This window comes from Bacillus sp. EA-CB0995 (assembly GCF_055814245.1).
In genome coordinates this window covers 462,399-479,928 of record NZ_CP169269.1, presented here as the reverse complement: position 1 = coordinate 479,928, position 17,530 = coordinate 462,399, and the positions used below count along the sequence as shown (strand labels likewise).

Below are 17,530 nucleotides of genomic sequence, written 5' to 3'. Positions count from 1 at the left end.
ATAATCTTTTCATAAAAAAAGAATCTATCCTATCGATAGATTCTCTTCCTGCTTATCAATTAGTTATTCACGTACAATTCATTTTCTACAAGTTTCGTCATATAGTTTAAGAGATCTTCTTTTAACTCTTCATGTTGCAATGCCATTTCAACAGTCGTTTGAATAAATCCTAGCTTTTCTCCAACATCGTAGCGTTTTCCTTCGAAGTCATATGCAAACACACGTTGAATTTCATTTAAGCGCTGAATAGCATCTGTTAACTGAATTTCTCCACCTGCTCCTGTTTGTTGATCTTCTAGGAACATAAAAATTTCTGGTGTTAAGACGTAGCGTCCCATAATTGCTAAGTTAGATGGCGCTGTTCCTTGTGCAGGCTTTTCCACGAATTTGCTTACTTGATAACTGCGATCCTTTCGTTCTAACGGATCAATAATGCCGTAACGATGTGTTTCATTCTCTGGAACAGTTTGCACACCAATTACTGATGACTTTGTTATTTCATATTCATTCATTAATTGGCGTAAGCATGGTGTTTCTGCTTGTACGATATCATCTCCAAGTAGCACTGCAAACGGCTCATTACCAATAAATTTCCGTGCACACCAAACAGCGTGCCCAAGTCCTTTTGGTTCTTTTTGACGAATATAGTGAATGCTGATTTTTGAAGACTCTTGTACTTTCTCAAGAGTTTCATATTTTCCTTTTGATAATAGGTTTTGCTCTAATTCAAAAGAATGATCGAAATGATCTTCGATTGCTCGCTTTCCTTTTCCGGTTACGATAATAATATCTTCAATCCCAGATTCAATTGCCTCTTCGACAATATACTGAATTGTTGGTTTATCAACAATTGGTAACATCTCTTTCGGCATTGCCTTTGTTGCTGGTAAAAAGCGAGTTCCTAAACCTGCAGCCGGAATAATGGCTTTTCTTACTTTTTTCAATGATAATCCTCCTAATTGCATATGAACATCTCTAAATTAAACAGATATAACTTATTTGCATACTTATTTTACCATGAATACCTTATTTTAACATATCCAAAATTACTATCTCATTAATTGTTGAACCATCGGAAGAAAATTTAAAATCGTATTTATTTGATCGATACACTAACATTGAATCATCTTGGCTTTTTAATTGTGCTTCGCCTAATTGTTCTATTAGTGCCGATTCTAATATGTGCGTATTCTTAACATTCACTTGCTTAACAATTAGTTGATCCGTATATAAAATATCAACATTTTTATAATGAGTTAATATTCCTTCTGGCAATTTTTCTTCATTTTGAGGAACCCCTATTATACTAGTTACGTCCTCTTTACGTTTACCTAAAAAAGTAAGATATTGTTCTAAATTTTGAGAAGTTCCATCTAATTTCTTTAGTTTATTAACAATATCTTCATACGGTAAAGCATTATTAAACGGAATTGCACCTACTACCGCTTCACTAATCCAACCTTCTTGTCCATTACCATACAGTATCTGTAACCAATTCACTCCAGATTGTTCATCTTTTTTCTGATCCTTTACTACAAACGATGTTCCAAATGTCATAGTAGTAGCTACTTCACCGTCTAACATCGGCGTACTTCTTACACGAGCTTTTGCAGTATTCACATATCGAACATCTAAATCAGCCAATGGATTTTTCACCTTTGAAACAGCCTTTTTTTCAATAGGTTTTTCTTCATGTTGCTCTTTCGCCTGTAAAGGATAAAATATGTTATTTTTTTGCCAATATACCATTCCGCCAATAGCTATACATAATGCTAAACTGATGAAACCAGCGTATTTACGTAGTTTTTTCTTTCTACTTCCCGAAGAGCTAGAAGAATTTGAAGCTTCTTCAGATTGTATGAAATCTTTTCCCGCCTGTTTCTCCATTGCTTCTTTTTTAAACTTTTGCTGCTCTTCTTTACTCATTGCCTTATACTCTTTTAAAAAGCTTTCATACTTTGGCATTACTTCCTGAATAGGGCCATAATCTTTAATTTCACCATATTCAAGCCACAAAGCCTTTGTACAGAATGACTTTACTTGTCCTAAAGAATGACTAACAAAAAATATCGTTTTACCTTGTTCTTTAAATTCATTCATACGTTTTAAACATTTATCAGCAAATGTTTGATCCCCAACTGATAAAGCTTCGTCAATTACGAGCACATCCGGATTAATACTCACCGAAATGGCAAATCCTAGCCTCGACTTCATACCGCTAGAATATTTTTTTACTGGCATATCAATAAACTTACCGATATCAGCAAAATCAATAATTTCGGGTTTCAGTTTTTCAATTTCTGCTTTACTTAGCCCCATCATTAAACATTTAAGCTCAATATTTTCTCTACCTGATAATTGATTGTTAAGACCTGCTGCAATAGCAATGAGTGCTACTTTTCCTTTTATATCAACACTCCCAGCTGTCGGTGGAGTAATTCCAGCGATTAGGTTAGACATCGTTGATTTACCCGATCCATTTACCCCAATAATTCCAATCACATCACCTTTTTGAGCCTCAAATTCTAAGTTTCTTAACGCATAAAAATCTTCACCGAATCCTCCAGGATATAAAATATCCTTCAACTTATCAGAGTTTTTACTATGCATTTTATATTTTTTTGTTACATTATGAAACTTCACTGAATGATTCATCTTTACAACCCTCATCATAGATAATCTGCAAAGTGTCTTCTAAACTTTACATGTAATGTCGTACCAATTAATAACATAACAAAGACAAACGACCAAAAGTATAGTGTATAATTTATATCTTCATAGAACCAACTTTTTCCTAATAAAGAGGCACGATAGCCATCAACAATATAGCAAAATGGATTTAAGTGTATAATTTTTTGAAGAATAGATGGTAATTTTTCAGGAGTCCACAAAATAGGTGTTACATATAACATCATTCGCATAATAGATTGCACAATTATTTGTACGTCCCTCACAATAGTAGCTAAGGTTGATGTAATTAAAGAAAGAGAGAATACTAGCATAAGTGTCGCAAACATATAATAAACAAGTTGAATATAATAAATAGAAATTCCTTGACCCATTACAATAAACAAAATTGTCACAATACCAACAAGTATTACGTGTTGGTAAAAATTAGACATAATGACGTAACTCGGAATCACACTCATGGGGAAATTCATCTTTGAAACCATATTCAATCTTGTGTAAATAGACTTAGAGGCTTGTAATATTGTTGGATTTACAAAAAACCATACAACAAGACCTGCAGATAGCCAATAAATAAATGGGACCCCATCTACTCCTTGCCCGCCTCGAATTCCAAGTCCAAATACAAACCAATAAACACTCATTTGAATTAAAGGATTCAAAACTTCCCAAACAAGCCCTAAATAATTATTATTGTTTGTACTTTTCACTTCATAAACAGATAACCGCTGAATTAAATACAGACTATTGATCTGTTCTTTTAAAACCATAATCATTGAATTCATCTTATTGTGCCTCTCCGAAGAATATTTTCTCTACTACTCGCTTAGAAGCAAAACCATCTTCTAAATAACAATAATTATTATAGAAGGTATTATATTTGTCTGCAAACTCCTCTAAGCCATCTTCTTCAAACTTACAAATTACCTCCAGCACTTCTTCAGTATTCATAACAATTGGCCCCGGAGCTTCTTCTTCTAAATCAAAATAAAAACCTCTTAACCTATCACGATAAGATTCAATATCATACGTATAGAAAATAATCGGTCGTTTCAAATTCGCATAGTCAAAAAAGACAGACGAGTAATCCGTAATTAACAAATCAGATAGTAAGTACAGTTCATTAATGTCTTCGTAATGAGAAAAGTCATATACAAATCCACTATACTGTTCTAAATCAAATTGCTCAGCCACTAAATAATGCATTCGCAACAAAATAATATAATCTGAACCTAACCTTTTCTGTAAAAGACTTAAATCTAATTGCAAATCTAACTTATAACACCCTTTACTATAAAACTGATCATCTCGCCAAGTTGGTGCATATAAAATAATCTTTTTACCTACAGGTAATCCATTCTTTTTCTTTAATGCATGAATTGCCTTAGAATGATTATTTACATATAAGAAATCGTTTCGAGGATATCCTGCCTCAACAACATCTTTTTGAAATTGGAAAGCTCTCTTAAATATCTCTGTAGAATAAGCATTAGGAGAAAGTAAGTAATCCCAGTTTTGTGCCTCGCGGTGAAAATTATGCTTATATTTTTCTGTTGTTGTACCTGGCATGTGAACCTCTTTCATATCACCAGCCAGCTTCTTAAGAGGTGTACCATGCCACGTCTGCACATAAGTAGTGTGCTTTGGCTTTGGCAACCAAAGCGGCATCCTACTATTTGTTACCCAATACCGAGCGCGTGCTAATAATATAAACCAGCGAATTGAAAATCTTTTTACATACGGGATATTTGCTTCCTCAAATGTTGTTATGTAGCCTTTCTTTACACTCCAGACCATTTGAAAATCCATATTATTTTGCACCATATATTCATACATAGCTCGTGGATTACAACTATATTGCTTCCCTGAATAGCTTTCGAATAGGATTAGATTTTTTTCGGCGGTAAACAACTAAAGAACAGAAATATTGCCTTACATAAAATCTTTACGATGCGATGATTTTTTATTTTTTTGATAAAGCTCATGTTATTGATACACCTTCTAACTTAATCGCTTCTCTTTGTTTGACATTTCAATTAGATACATTAATGTGACACTTCACCTTTTCCTGTTCTTCCCATCAATGCATCTACTTCTTCTTTTGCATTTTTTCCATTAAATAAAACATTGTATATAGCACTCGTAATCGGCATTTCAATATTCATCTTCTCAGCTAAATGGTACGCTGCCTCAGCTGTACGAACACCCTCTACTACCATTCCCATATTCTCTAATACTTCTTCTAAATCATGACCCTTTCCAAGTAAGTTCCCAGCGCGCCAATTTCGGCTATGAACACTTGTACAAGTCACAATTAAATCTCCAACGCCCGTTAAACCTGCAAAAGTAAGCGGGTTTGCTCCCATCGCACACCCTAAACGCGTAATTTCAGTTAATCCTCGTGAAATTAATGCTGCTTTTGCATTATCTCCATAACCAAGTCCATCTGAAATACCTGCTCCAAGAGCAATAATATTCTTTAATGCCCCGCCTAATTCAACGCCAATTACATCACAATTTGTATATACACGGAAATTTGTATTCATAAATAGTTCCTGTGTTCTTTCAGCGGCCTGTAGATTATATGACGCAGCAGTTACTGTAGTAGGATGACGAAGACTCACCTCTTCTGCATGACTTGGTCCTGAAAGGACAACAATACTTTCTATTAATTCTTTCGGCATCTCTTCTTCAATTATTTCTGAAATGCGTTTAAATGAGCCAGGTTCAATTCCTTTACTAGCATGAATAATTGTGATCGGCTGTTTTACTATATCTTTTAATTGTTGCATCACACTTCGGATTGCTTTCGTAGGAACAACTAATAGTACCGTATTTATTCCTTCCATTGCTTCACTCAGAGATTCATATCCTTTTATTGTTTCAGAAAGCTGAATTTCAGGTAAATATGCTTCATTCGTATGCCTTTCATTGATCTCTCGAATTTGTTCTGATTTATTTCCAAAGATTCGTACTTCATGTCCGTTATCTGCTAGAACCATAGATAATGCAGTTCCCCAACTTCCTGCACCGATGACTGTAATCTGTTTCAAAATAATCCCCCTTTTACCACCTTAACAACATTAAAAACTTTATCATTTATGCAAGAAGCTAAGTGATATAAACACAATTCACTTAGCTTCTTTGAATTCTTTTACTCAACATATAATCAATAAACGAGTTATAGTAGTAGTCTTATTTTTCACGAATCAAACTGAAAATAAGTAAACCTTAATTCATTATTTGTTGTTTTCTAATTTATTAAATAACGAAATCCATTTTTCAATGTAACCTTTTGGAGAAATTTTATAACGAAAATCTTCCCCTCTAAAATTCAGTTCTTAGAGGGGAAGAAGGGTTTTACAATTGGACTATTCTTTCGTATCGTTCCTTCTGCAAATCTTGCATCACAAGTTGATTTAATCTGTTCATAAATTCTTTATAATAGCCTGATTGATAATGGGAAAAGGTATTTCCAAATGGATGATCGTGCTGTCCTATATACCCTGTGTCTCTTAAATTAATGATCTTACAATCTGGAATGCATTGCAGGAACCAACCATTGATCTTATCCCAAAAGTAGTTATTTCTTTGAATAATGTGCTCTCTTGGAAAATTCTTGATTGAGCCATCTACATCAAAGTATTTATACGTGAATCCTCCCATATTCAATATAATGCGGTCTTCCGGCAAAAACTCTTTGATCTTATTCGCAAAGCGGATCATATGCTCTTTCCATACTCCGAAATACTCGTCATTATTCCCATGAGTGACTACTTCATAATTCATGAACTCTCTAAAATATTTACTCTGCCTTAAAGCAAGACTTGCGCTTACATACGTATCATCAGCGACTTTAATAAGATCACGAGCAGCATCTGCATATAAATCAACAATCAAATAATTAGGATTCGCTTCCTTTAATTGTTCGAAAAAGTCTTTTTCAAAGTCACTACGGATAAACTGTTTATTATAATTCGTCACATCGTCCATTTTATCCATATCTACTGGCACGGGATTAGACACGATGCTGACGAGAGAGGAATGAAACTGAGTCAAAACACAGCTGTAATTCTGTTTATATTCAGGGTTGAAATAACTGGTTGAATTAAATGCATTTCTGCTGAAACAAGAACCCAATACAGCTACCTTTATCGCATCCTGCTGATGCTTGTTCGAATTTAGGAAGTATAAAGAGAAATTCCCTTGCCCGTTCACATAAGGTTTAAACTTATATGATAGATTCGTATCCATAATCTCATATTCATATTTCTCTTCTTTCAATCGCCCTTCAGGTCTCACATGCACATCTAAGCTTCTGCCATCCAACGTAGTCAAGCGTACGAATATACCCCATACATCTTTATTACGGATTATTTCATCTTTAAGAAGCCTCGATACAGGTATCTCCACTGTAAACTCATTATTCAAAATCATCAAATCAACGTTTTTCTCTGTATAGTAAGCAAGTTCTTTTCCGATCATGTACCGTTTTTTGAAAACTACATATGATTCAATACCATTAAAATTCCAAACATCATACTCGCTGGAAACAATGGAGCCTGTCATCTTCATGGTATTTCCCTCAAACTTGCAATGAGAAAGGCTGGCATGAATGTCGCTCAGTCTGATGAATAAGGCCAAGCTGTTCTTCCCTGTAACATAAGGCTTAACTTTGAACAGGTCGTTATGCGCAAAATTATGATAGGAAAAGTTAAAGAGTGGCTTGTCTTCGTTCATGCACATTAAAGGGACTTCAACACTTAATCCTTCCCTGTTTTCCACTTCGACAAACATGTCCCAAACCAGATTCTTATTTAGATCATAATTCTCGAACAACTCATCCAAATTCATGGTAAATTCAAACGGATTCACTCCTGAAACAGGATGAATAGTTTTACATTCATAATACTCGAAAAGACCTTCTTGTTCTCTCTTTTTCACTTTCAACTTAACAGAATAATCTTCCCATTCCTCCGCAGAAAAAATAGCCGGATTGTCCACCTCAACCGCCACATGGAAAAATCCACCATGAAATGAAGCTGTTCTCGCTAATCCTTTTATAGCATTCTGTAAAACATATAACGAAACCCCTTTCTCTCCTGTTATATAAGGTTTCGCCTTAAAAAATTTGTTGTTTAGAGTATAATAATCTCTTCCGCTGAATACAATAGTATTTTCTGTTTCGAGCTTGTAGTAACTACCTTGGGAAAACAAAAACAAATCCCAAATCATTTCATTACTTAACGAAATCCCCTGAAAAATGTGGTTTATATCTTCTGCAAAACTGAATACACTCCCCTTGATTTCTAATGGAAAAGTATGCTCTTCAGGATATTCCAATCCATGCTCTATTTCACGTCTTCTCATACAAAGCGAATAATTATTATTTGTTGAAAATTCCGCTATACCGTCTAGCGATAATATACCATTGCTGAGGTTTATACTTGTAATCAGAGCCTTCATAACTTTATTCTCCCCCTACTTTTGAATACACTAAGCTGTTCCTTCCATCCACCAATATCTATGAGATATTCTCGTTCCTATCTCATACTATCGAAAATTTCATTTATAGTTTCCTTCCAAATCTCACCTATATTATCTATTTCATAACGCTTCACATTCTTCAAAGCGTTTTTGGCAAAATATTTTCTTTTCTCTTCGTCTCCCATTAATTCCATTAACGCTTCTGCAAATTTTTCCACGTTACCATCTTCTACAAGGATGCCGTCTTCATTATGGACGATAATCTCGCTTGGTCCTTTTGGACAGTCAAAACTTACAGCTGGCACGCCACACTGCATTGCCTCCACGATAACCATACCAAACCCTTCAAACCGGGAGCTTAATGCATAGATAGAGGCCTTCGAAAGTTCTATATCTATGTGTTGAGTGGGTCCCATTAAGATGACATGATTATACAATCTGTTTTTTTCAATTAAAGCTTGCAGATTATCCTTTTCACGACCATTGCCGAAAATCTTCAGCTTCCAATCAGGGTATTTCTCGTTTACAATCTTGAACGCTTCAATTAAGAGGTCGAAGCCTTTTTGTGGAACCAATCTCCCTGCTGCAATAATCACCTTGGAATCTAATGAAGATACAAACCCTTGCAATTTTGGGATAGAGTTTGTGATTTTCTTTACCTTCACTTTTCCGCCTTGCAGAAGCTGTCTGTAATCCTCTGTATCCTCATCTGTTAACGTCGCTAAATAATCAAGGTTTGTATAATACTTTAAAATAGAAGCTTTAAGCCGTTCAGGATAAATCGAAAAATTCAAATGCTCTTGTCCGATAATAGGGACATCTTTATTGGCGTATTTACTTGCAAAAATATTAAAGCTAGGTCGAGTTGTCACCAGGATGCCGGAATCGACATTCTTTAGATAATTGTACATTTTGATATCTGTCAAAACAGAAAAGAAATGATACCCTTCATCGTCAGGATGAATAAGCTTGCTTTTCATTTTAGACAACTTGTTAGCCATTTTTGTTTTTGGGCTTGTATCATCTTTTTTCTATTTGCCACATCGTGCAAGACAATGATTTTAATCCTTGGATCTATTTCAAAGAATGGAACCTTACGATATCGAAAAACGCTAATGATTTCTACATCGTAACCCGCTTGGGCTAAATAGTTTGTCACATTCAATACAGTTCTCACTGTACCGCCCATTCCATAAATGTCAAACACTAAGAAACGAATCTTCACAACAGCTTCTCCTATCTTACTTTATTTATTGAATACAGCTTCTATTGTTCGCTTAGCCGCTTGTCCATCTTCCCAATGGCAGAATTTATTTTTAAAATTCTCGTATTTCTCAGCATGCGCTGTATGTATCCTATCAATGTTTTCGATTGCATGAAATAGCTGATTTTCATTCAAAACGATAGAACCCGGTGCTTCTTTTCGGAAATTCATATAAAATCCACGTATTTGAGAACCATAACGGGATAAATCATAAGTGAAAAACAAGACAGGTCTGCCTAAGTTTGCGAAATCAAACATAACAGATGAATAATCTGTAATTAATAAATCGGAAATCAAGTACAACTCTTGGATATCGTCATAACTTGAAACATTGTACACAAACTCTTCAAAACCTTCTATTTTGATACGAGCAGCATCTCGATAATGCAATCTCAATAATAGAACATACTCTTCACCGAACTTTTCTTTAAACTTTTTCAAGTCAAACTTGAATTCATACGGCTTATGTTGATTGCCATTATGAAAATCAGAGTCTCTCCAAGTAGGGGCATACAAAATAACTTTCTTGTCAGGTATAATATTGAGCTTTTTCTTAACTTCCGTCACTTTTTCCGCCATGTTTGTCTTATAAAAAATATCATTCCGCGGATACCCCACATCTAGCATACTTTTTTCGAACTTAAATGCTCTCTGCAATATTGCAGATGTATATTCATTTGGCCCAATCAAGTAATCCCACCTTGCGTTTCGTTTCAATAGTGCCGGAGAAGTATTTTCCGCATAAGACGGGGAGTCAGGATCAATATCGAAACCTAACTTCTTCAAAGGCGTACCATGCCATGTTTGCAAATGCACAGTCTCGTTCCTTTTCTCATAAAAATCAGGGAAATTTCCGTTATTTACAAAGTACTTACTAATCGCCATGTAATAGTAATATTTTAGAGAATTCGGTCTTACTACAACGGGATTCCCGGGAATCTCCTGTTTCAAGTTGTTCAAAACCCATACAGCCTTCATATCCCGCTGCTGTGCAAGCATTTCCTCATAAATAGCCTTCGGGCTACAAGAATAACTTTTACCATGGAAACTCTGGAAAATAACATGTTTACGGCTAACAGGAAGAAGTTTATTACATACCCGATAGAAGCGAAGTCCCCATCTTGATAACATTGATTTATACTTAGCTATTTGTTTCAAGCGGTCTTCTAGAGTCAATACAACTTTTGCAGGGTCAACATTCATAGTGAATAGTACCTTTCCTATTTCCAAATCAATCTCGCATTGGATCAAATCGAAATTGATATCCCGTAACAAAGATTCGCTTGCTTCTATAAGCTCTTCGGAAACCAAGTTTGCCGATACCGTAAATTGAAACTCCAGCTTTGTTTTCCCTGTCTTTTCTACAACCCATATAACAGGCAATTTATAAACTTTACCAAACTGTCCTTTTATTACTATCGTTCCATCAGCAACTTTTGGAAAATCTGTATTTGGAGGTTGAACATTTAATTTTCCTGCAATGGACAAAATCCCTTTATCTATCTCAACTTTTTCAATTGATTTCACAGCAATATAGTCCCGTGAAAGAATGGACACTTCTTCATGCAGGGTATAGTATGGTTTAATCGCAAATACTTTCCCTTCTGAATTGGACAACATTTGTTGAGGAATGGAAACGAGCTTTTGTTTATTTGTGATGCCATCCAAGCGAGTTACTAACCGATATGTTTGCCCTTCTATCTTAAAATATAAGTCCCAAATTCCATCTGTGAATTTTCCCTCACCTAGAAGTTCCTCCATATTGAACGTATGCACATAACATGACTGATGAATTTCCACTCTGAACTCATATTCTTCATCCGCGTGGCGTTTCTTGACCACAATAGAAGCATTCTCAAGAGACAGCAGTTTTTTCTCATCCTTTGCAATGACTCTGCCCACTAAGGTGATTTCGCCATTTTCAGAGTAGATTGCATCTACCTCCGCTTGCAGGTCTTCTTTCGTTATCAATAGGCTAACAGCATTCATCTCATCTATATTTACAAAGATTTTTTGAATACCTTCAACAGTCTGAAAAGATGTTGTTTTATTGAAGATTATAGAAGGTGAGATTGTTAGCGGCATCGTAATATGATTGCCATCCAACTCCATTTCCATGAAGATTTCAATTGTAGTATCGTGCAACAACCCATATGTATTATTTTTGAAATCAAGTTCAATATCAAATCCTGCCCAGTCGTAATTGCCTCCTGCTTGTCCGTAAAATGCCGTAATATCGTCTCTTCTTACATTCTTAATATCAACCTTGACACCCTCATTGTCACTCTCTGAGCGGAGCACGAGGCGTTTTTTAATATTTTTTTCTTTTTCCATATTCCATGCCGGAACTAGAAAATAACCGCTCAGTTTTAAAGTGCCATTTTCCTGAAGAGTAATGGTTTCTGTTCTTAAAATAGCTTTACTGCTCTCACTTTTAAAAGAAAGGTTTCCTTTAACCGTAGCGTAAGGAACAAAAAATTCATTTGAATTTTTCATATAAAAAGGAGGAATTTCAATGGAATCTGTCACTTTATCTTTAACACGTACTTTCTTTACAGTTCTCCCTCTTTCAATCTGCAAATAAGCATCCCAAACTCCTCTTTCAAAGTGATGGAGATATCCTTCTATAGGGATATCTAGACTCAATAAACTGTCTCCATTCAGCTCATCGTTTCCATTTAAAGAAAACTTCAATACCTTTCCAGATTTTCTTTCAGTCAATATAAAAAAAGTAGTGCCATCTTTTAATGATTTATCAAACTCATCAAATTTCAATACTATGTTCAATTGTTTATTTTGATATTTGATATCATATAAAGAACACTCAGAGCGTTCTGTCGGCAACCATAGCAACTCTAAAACCTTCATTGTGCACCTCTTCTGATAAATATTCTATCATTTGTCGAAAACCATATTTACGCGATTTTACTAGCTTTACCTTCAGGATGTTGATCCCATTAAGCTTAGCCTCTGTTATCCTTGATATATTCATATACACTTTCACCAATGTGTCCAGTTTCGCTGTAAACTTGCAAAACCAATCATCATATACACTCTGCATCCGTTTGCTCTCTTATAAAAAAAGGAATCAATAAGCCGAACTTCGGCATGCCCCTTGCGGCATGCCAAAGTTCGGCGCATTATTCCCCATTCTTTTCATAATTTTGTTTCTTTTATAAATAAAGAATGCGTGATCTCCATAAGATATTCCATACGAAACGATTCACCAACCGCAAACAGGAGTCTGAAAATCAGTAACTATGCAATGACTATAAATTTTCACATCCTTGATTTACTTAGTTTTTAATTTTCGTGGTAGAAATGCCTACTGTGCAAGGTAAGTATACAACTTTCTTGTAATCCTGCAGATGATCAAACTCATCTTCCCAATCATCATCCATTACAAATATATCTATATCATTTTTAATAACATCAATTACGTTTTGGTTCCAATTATTTTCTGGAATTAGCTCGTTTTAACATAAAATTAACAAATTTCGACTTGTTCTTTTAATAAATTTACCTTTTTTTCACAAAAGAAATTATATCATATAAGTCTCTTACAAACTACCTAAATATTGGACATTAAAACTCACATTTTCCAAATCAGGTACAAAATTACATATTATCTAACTATGGATACTTTATAATGAAGAAATACACTTCATATCAATTTATATAATTTAACAAAGCTCAACACATACAAGCAAGAAGATATAACCAGTACCGTTCATGAGCTTTCCCAAAATATCTACAAATAGCCACGAAAATATAAAATTGTTATAATGTTTCTATACATCATTGAACTGGATGACTAAAGAATTAAAAATCTGCAATAAAAAAAGAAGAGACTAAATCACATTCCCTTCTAACTGTCATTTTGCCTGATATAACAATCTCTATATTCAACTATACGTTTATCAAAAGGAAGTATAATGTAAATGATAACAAGAACATCAAGAAGAAAAAAAGTTATTCCACGCCCCCCCAAAAAAGCATTTTGGCTTTTAGCAGGAGCAGTCCTAGCTATCATACTGATTATTACAGGCAATCGATTACTGAGCAACAGTTCTGTCGCCATTATCAACGTTCAGGATTTAGGTGCTAAAGGCAACGGCATTCACGATGACACAAAGGCGATTCAGGAGGCACTGAACACTGCTAAAACAAGCGACAAATCTATTAAGGTGGTAGTCCCAAAAGGTACATATAAGCTGACGAGCACTTTAAAAATTTACAAAAATACACATTTATTTCTCGAAAACGATGCAGTATTTTTACGCAACCACAACGCTACCATTCTTATTAATAGCGATAAAGGCGCAATTTATAATGGGTACAATGGGCAAGGTAATATTACTATAGAAGGCGGTGTATGGGACGGTAATATATTGAACTACCCAGACTCGTTTAATGCGATCGGTCTTGCCAGAGGCAAAAATATTACGATACGGAACATAGAGGTCAGAGATGTAGCCAGCGACCATGCCATAGATTTAAACTCTTCTGAAAATGTCCTGATTGAAAATAGCAAATTTCTAGGATTCAGAGATACAACACCAGATAAATCTCGTTATTTTTCCGAAGCAATTCAAGTATCAGAGCATACAAAATTAGGTTTTAGTGCATTCGGAGCATACGATGGAACGCCCAACAAAAATGTCACAATTAGAAACTGCTATTTCGGCGCAAGCGGAACAAAAGGAACAACAGCTTGGCCTACAGGAATTGGTAATCATGGCTCTGTCTATGATAAATTCAATTCCAACATTAAAATAGACAACAATACATTCGAAGGTATGCTATTTACAGCAATCCGCAACTTCAAGTGGAAAGATACTAAAATTACGAATAATACGTTTCTAAACTGCATGCGAGGCATTTCCTTATCAAACCCTAGCGGAATGGGGGAATCTTCCAAAACATCAGATGGTATACAAACAGGTCTCCCTCAATCTGGGACTAACACAATCATTTCAAAAAATACATTTAGAAACACCAGTCAAGAAAACATATATGCAGTTGGATGGCCTAAAGGTAAAAATATAGCAAAAATCAATTCTATTGTTATATCTAACAATTCCTTTGAAAATCAAAAGGGAATTAATAAAAGACCGAGCATCTATCTCTCATGGGTTAATAATGTAACCATTTCGAACAATACCCTTTCCAATTCATATTGTGGTGTACAATTAAACTTTGGTAGTAATGTCGATATCTCTGGAAATAAATTTGAACACTTGACTACCGAAGCTTTATTAGTGGACGAACCAGATACAGCGTATCAACAAAAAGGGTATACCTCGAACATTCACGTAACTCGAAATACTATTTCATATTTCGGAGAAAAGGGATTATCCATCGGATTCACAAAAGGATTCACAATAGATGGGAATAAACTATCAAGCCTCACTCCCCAAACTAGCGATAAGCAAAAGGCCGTCACGGTAGAGAACTATTCCAAAGATGGTAAAGTTAAAAGCAATGATATAACAACTACACAACAGCAACAAAAACAGGCTATTGAGGTAGCCAGCACATGTAAAAACGTACAAGTGATACAGAATAGAGTTAATGAGAGAACCTCTTTATAATAAACAAGGCAGGCATATCAAGATTATGTCTGCCTTATTTATTATATCTCTCTTTTTTACAATGCCTTGCAGGATATCCAACACTTGATTACGCGATTCAGCACACTACAGGGTAAGCACAAACTGATTATAAAATTCAACAAAAACAGAAGAAGAATGAAAAACTCTATATAAAAAATTAAGAATATTTCGTTTTCTCTATGGTAAAATGAATAAGGTATGATTGATAGTAACATAGATATACCCTGTAATAGTTTTGAAGGCAGACATACTAATTAAGGTAAGGGGAAAAGGAAAAAATGAAAAGATTATCTATACTTTTACTAATCACAATTATTTTTTCCCAAATTTCTTTTTTTACTGATGTCAAGGCTGAAGAAATAGAACCGACCATCTCAGTAAAATTAGTAAAATATTTGGGAAATAAAGGCGAGATTACTATAAAGCCTTCTGATATTTATTTAGTAAAAAATACAGACTTGAAATTAGAAGCCAATACGGAGTATCAAGTTAAGGCTACAAGTGATGGAGTTTCATTACATAAAGGATCTCAAAATTTAGGTACATTTCCTAATTTGGACGTTACTCCTTTTAAATACAGTTCTCTACTACCTATTAATGAAAGAAGCTATTTAGGCGACTTTTCATTTACAAATGAAAGCGGAAAATACGTTCGGCCAATCAATACATTGCCCCTAGAAGATTATGTTAAAGGTGTTGTTCCAATGGAAATGCCTGCTTATTGGAATTTGGAAGCATTAAAAGCCCAAGCGATAGCAGCTAGAACATACGCCTTAGGCTATACCAACAAAGTGATTAATGATACGACCAGCTATCAAGTGTATGGCGGATATACTAGTGATACTTGGTATAGAAGCAGTAACAAAGCAGTGATTGAAACTTTCGGTCAAGTGTTGAAATACAATAACTCCTTAATTAGTGCTGTATTTTCGGCGAGCAATGGCGGGAAAACCGAATCTAATACGAATGCTTGGGGAAGTACACCACTGCCGTATTTAGCAATTAAAGATGATCCTTATGACATAGAGACATCTTGGGAATTCACGCTTCAAAAAGTACAGATAGATTTGTCCAATAAAGATTTGACAAATCCAAGCTTGTGGTGGGACACAACAAATGAAAAAGACACGAAAATCAGCAACAATATCAAATCATGGATGTCAACAAACGGATATGCAGGTAAAGAAATTAAAATTACAGGCATTCCTAAACTAACATTATATGCCCCTTCATCTGGCGGACGTGTCACAAAAGGAGATTTAAGCATTGAATATATTGTTAAAGATGCATTTGATGCAGATGGAAAATTGTCAGTAAAGCATTTAGATTTAATAGGTACAACTGCTGAGAAAATCAGATCTATCATTGGTAACCGTGTCATGTTGAGTTTCCTTGTTACAGAAGTATCTGATAATGGAGCAACGACTGCTATTAAAGGTAACGGTGACGGCCACGGTGTTGGTATGAGCCAATACGGCGCTAAAAAAATGGGTGACTTAGGTAAAACATACAAAGAAATTTTAGACTTTTACTATACGGGCGCCACTCTTTCACCTGCTTATCAAATGAAGCTTATTGCAGCCCCAAAGGTAAATGAAGTGTCTGACAGTGATAAAATAGTAACAGGAACAGCAGGAGCTGGTATGAACATAACCGTGAAAACTGGTACAAACGTATTAGGCAGTGCAAAAACAGACGAGACAGGCAATTTTGTGGTGAACATTTCTGCACAAAAACCTGGCACGGGGCTAGCGGTAACCGCAACCGATAACGCAGGAAATGTAAGTAAAGCAACAGAAGTAACCGTGCAAGACAAAACGCCACCGGCAGCGCCAACTGTGAACAAGGTGACCGATCAATCTACAACAGTAACAGGAACAACAGAAGCAAATGCATCAGTAACTGTAAAAGCTGGAACAAATGTGATTGGAAGCGGAGCAGCTGACGAATCCGGAAAATTCAGCATTTCAATACCAAAACAAAAAGCCGGCACAACCATATATGTTACTGCAAAAGACAGCGCAGGAAATGAAAGCACCACAAAAGTGGGAATAAACACAAACTACTCCCAGATAAAAATACAATTAAACGGAAAAGATTTTACACCCGGATATTTCGGGAATGGTACGACGTATGTATATTGGAAGGCATTACAGACGTTTAATATCCCTTACACTTATAAAGGTAACGGATTATTCACTATCGATGGTCGTAAAGTGCAGGGCGTGTATATAAACGGCAGCGGTCCATATATTCAATGGTCTTTGCTTGCACCGGGAAAAGTTACGTACGTTCGTATTAACGGCGGGTATAATTTTATTTACAAACCTTAAGTTTAAGCACAAAAATAAGAACAGCCACCCTTTAGATGGCTGTTCTTATTTTTATGTCTAAACTTCAATCGGTTGATTCTTGTAAATCTATTTCAATGGCAGAATATTTTGAGGATGACGGGTACGATTTACCAGGCTTCTTC

Annotated in this window: 10 protein-coding genes and 2 pseudogenes; 2 read left to right on the top strand and 10 right to left on the bottom strand. The window is 35.3% G+C overall.

Annotated elements, in window-relative coordinates:
* Window positions 1-59 precede the first annotated feature (59 nt).
* The 10 genes and pseudogenes from galU to ACEWFJ_RS02515 all read right to left on the bottom strand — a co-directional run.
* On the bottom strand, window positions 60-944 hold the full coding sequence (gene galU, locus ACEWFJ_RS02560; RefSeq protein ID WP_473690244.1) for a UTP--glucose-1-phosphate uridylyltransferase GalU: 885 nt from the start codon (window positions 942-944) through the stop codon (window positions 60-62).
* Between the two features lie 82 nt (window positions 945-1,026).
* Window positions 1,027-2,655, bottom strand: coding sequence for a teichoic acids export ABC transporter ATP-binding subunit TagH (gene tagH / locus ACEWFJ_RS02555; protein ID WP_473690242.1), 1,629 nt, complete (start codon window positions 2,653-2,655; stop codon window positions 1,027-1,029).
* A 14-nt stretch (window positions 2,656-2,669) separates the two neighbouring features.
* Entirely contained in the window at window positions 2,670-3,473 is an 804-nt protein-coding gene (locus ACEWFJ_RS02550; RefSeq protein WP_473690240.1) for an ABC transporter permease, read from the bottom strand.
* Window position 3,474: 1 nt separating this feature from the next.
* Window positions 3,475-4,673 (bottom strand): annotated as a pseudogene (locus ACEWFJ_RS02545) (CDP-glycerol glycerophosphotransferase family protein).
* Window positions 4,674-4,733: 60 nt separating this feature from the next.
* The gene (locus tag ACEWFJ_RS02540) at window positions 4,734-5,741 is read right to left on the bottom strand and encodes an NAD(P)H-dependent glycerol-3-phosphate dehydrogenase (RefSeq protein ID WP_473690238.1); all 1,008 of its coding nucleotides are present in this window, start codon (window positions 5,739-5,741) and stop codon (window positions 4,734-4,736) included.
* 307 nt (window positions 5,742-6,048) lie between these two features.
* On the bottom strand, window positions 6,049-8,154 hold the full coding sequence (locus tag ACEWFJ_RS02535; protein WP_473690236.1) for a DUF6270 domain-containing protein: 2,106 nt from the start codon (window positions 8,152-8,154) through the stop codon (window positions 6,049-6,051).
* Window positions 8,155-8,231: 77 nt separating this feature from the next.
* Window positions 8,232-9,155 carry a glycosyltransferase family 4 protein gene (locus ACEWFJ_RS02530; RefSeq protein ID WP_473690234.1) on the bottom strand — a complete coding sequence of 308 codons (924 nt, stop codon included), beginning with the start codon at window positions 9,153-9,155 and terminating at the stop codon, window positions 8,232-8,234.
* A complete protein-coding gene (locus ACEWFJ_RS02525) occupies window positions 9,152-9,400 on the bottom strand; it encodes a hypothetical protein (RefSeq protein WP_473690232.1) in 249 nt (82 codons plus the stop codon). Before ACEWFJ_RS02525 ends, ACEWFJ_RS02530 begins: the two co-directional genes overlap by 4 nt.
* Before the next feature lie 21 nt (window positions 9,401-9,421).
* Complete coding sequence (locus tag ACEWFJ_RS02520; protein WP_473690230.1) at window positions 9,422-12,307, bottom strand: CDP-glycerol glycerophosphotransferase family protein; 2,886 nt, start codon at window positions 12,305-12,307, stop codon at window positions 9,422-9,424.
* Window positions 12,308-12,735: 428 nt separating this feature from the next.
* Window positions 12,736-12,915 (bottom strand): annotated as a pseudogene (locus tag ACEWFJ_RS02515) (nucleotidyl transferase family protein); the annotation flags it as partial.
* A gap of 465 nt (window positions 12,916-13,380) precedes the next feature.
* Here ACEWFJ_RS02515 and ACEWFJ_RS02510 point away from each other — a divergent pair.
* Window positions 13,381-15,033, top strand: coding sequence for a right-handed parallel beta-helix repeat-containing protein (locus tag ACEWFJ_RS02510; RefSeq protein WP_473690228.1), 1,653 nt, complete (start codon window positions 13,381-13,383; stop codon window positions 15,031-15,033).
* Between the two features lie 299 nt (window positions 15,034-15,332).
* Entirely contained in the window at window positions 15,333-17,387 is a 2,055-nt protein-coding gene (locus ACEWFJ_RS02505; RefSeq protein WP_473690226.1) for a SpoIID/LytB domain-containing protein, read from the top strand.
* The last annotated feature ends 143 nt before the right edge of the window (window positions 17,388-17,530 follow it).

Bases quoted from the DNA above. Each gene is read 5' to 3' on its own strand.
- tagH (WP_473690242.1), bottom strand. From the start codon at position 2,655: ATGAATCATTCAGTGAAGTTTCATAATGTAACAAAAAAATATAAAATG.
- ACEWFJ_RS02550 (WP_473690240.1), bottom strand. From the start codon at position 3,473: ATGAATTCAATGATTATGGTTTTAAAAGAACAGATCAATAGTCTGTAT.
- ACEWFJ_RS02535 (WP_473690236.1), bottom strand. From the start codon at position 8,154: ATGAAGGCTCTGATTACAAGTATAAACCTCAGCAATGGTATATTATCG.
- ACEWFJ_RS02530 (WP_473690234.1), bottom strand. From the start codon at position 9,155: ATGAAAAGCAAGCTTATTCATCCTGACGATGAAGGGTATCATTTCTTT.
- ACEWFJ_RS02520 (WP_473690230.1), bottom strand. From the start codon at position 12,307: ATGAAGGTTTTAGAGTTGCTATGGTTGCCGACAGAACGCTCTGAGTGT.
- ACEWFJ_RS02510 (WP_473690228.1), top strand. From the start codon at position 13,381: ATGATAACAAGAACATCAAGAAGAAAAAAAGTTATTCCACGCCCCCCC.
- ACEWFJ_RS02505 (WP_473690226.1), top strand. From the start codon at position 15,333: ATGAAAAGATTATCTATACTTTTACTAATCACAATTATTTTTTCCCAA.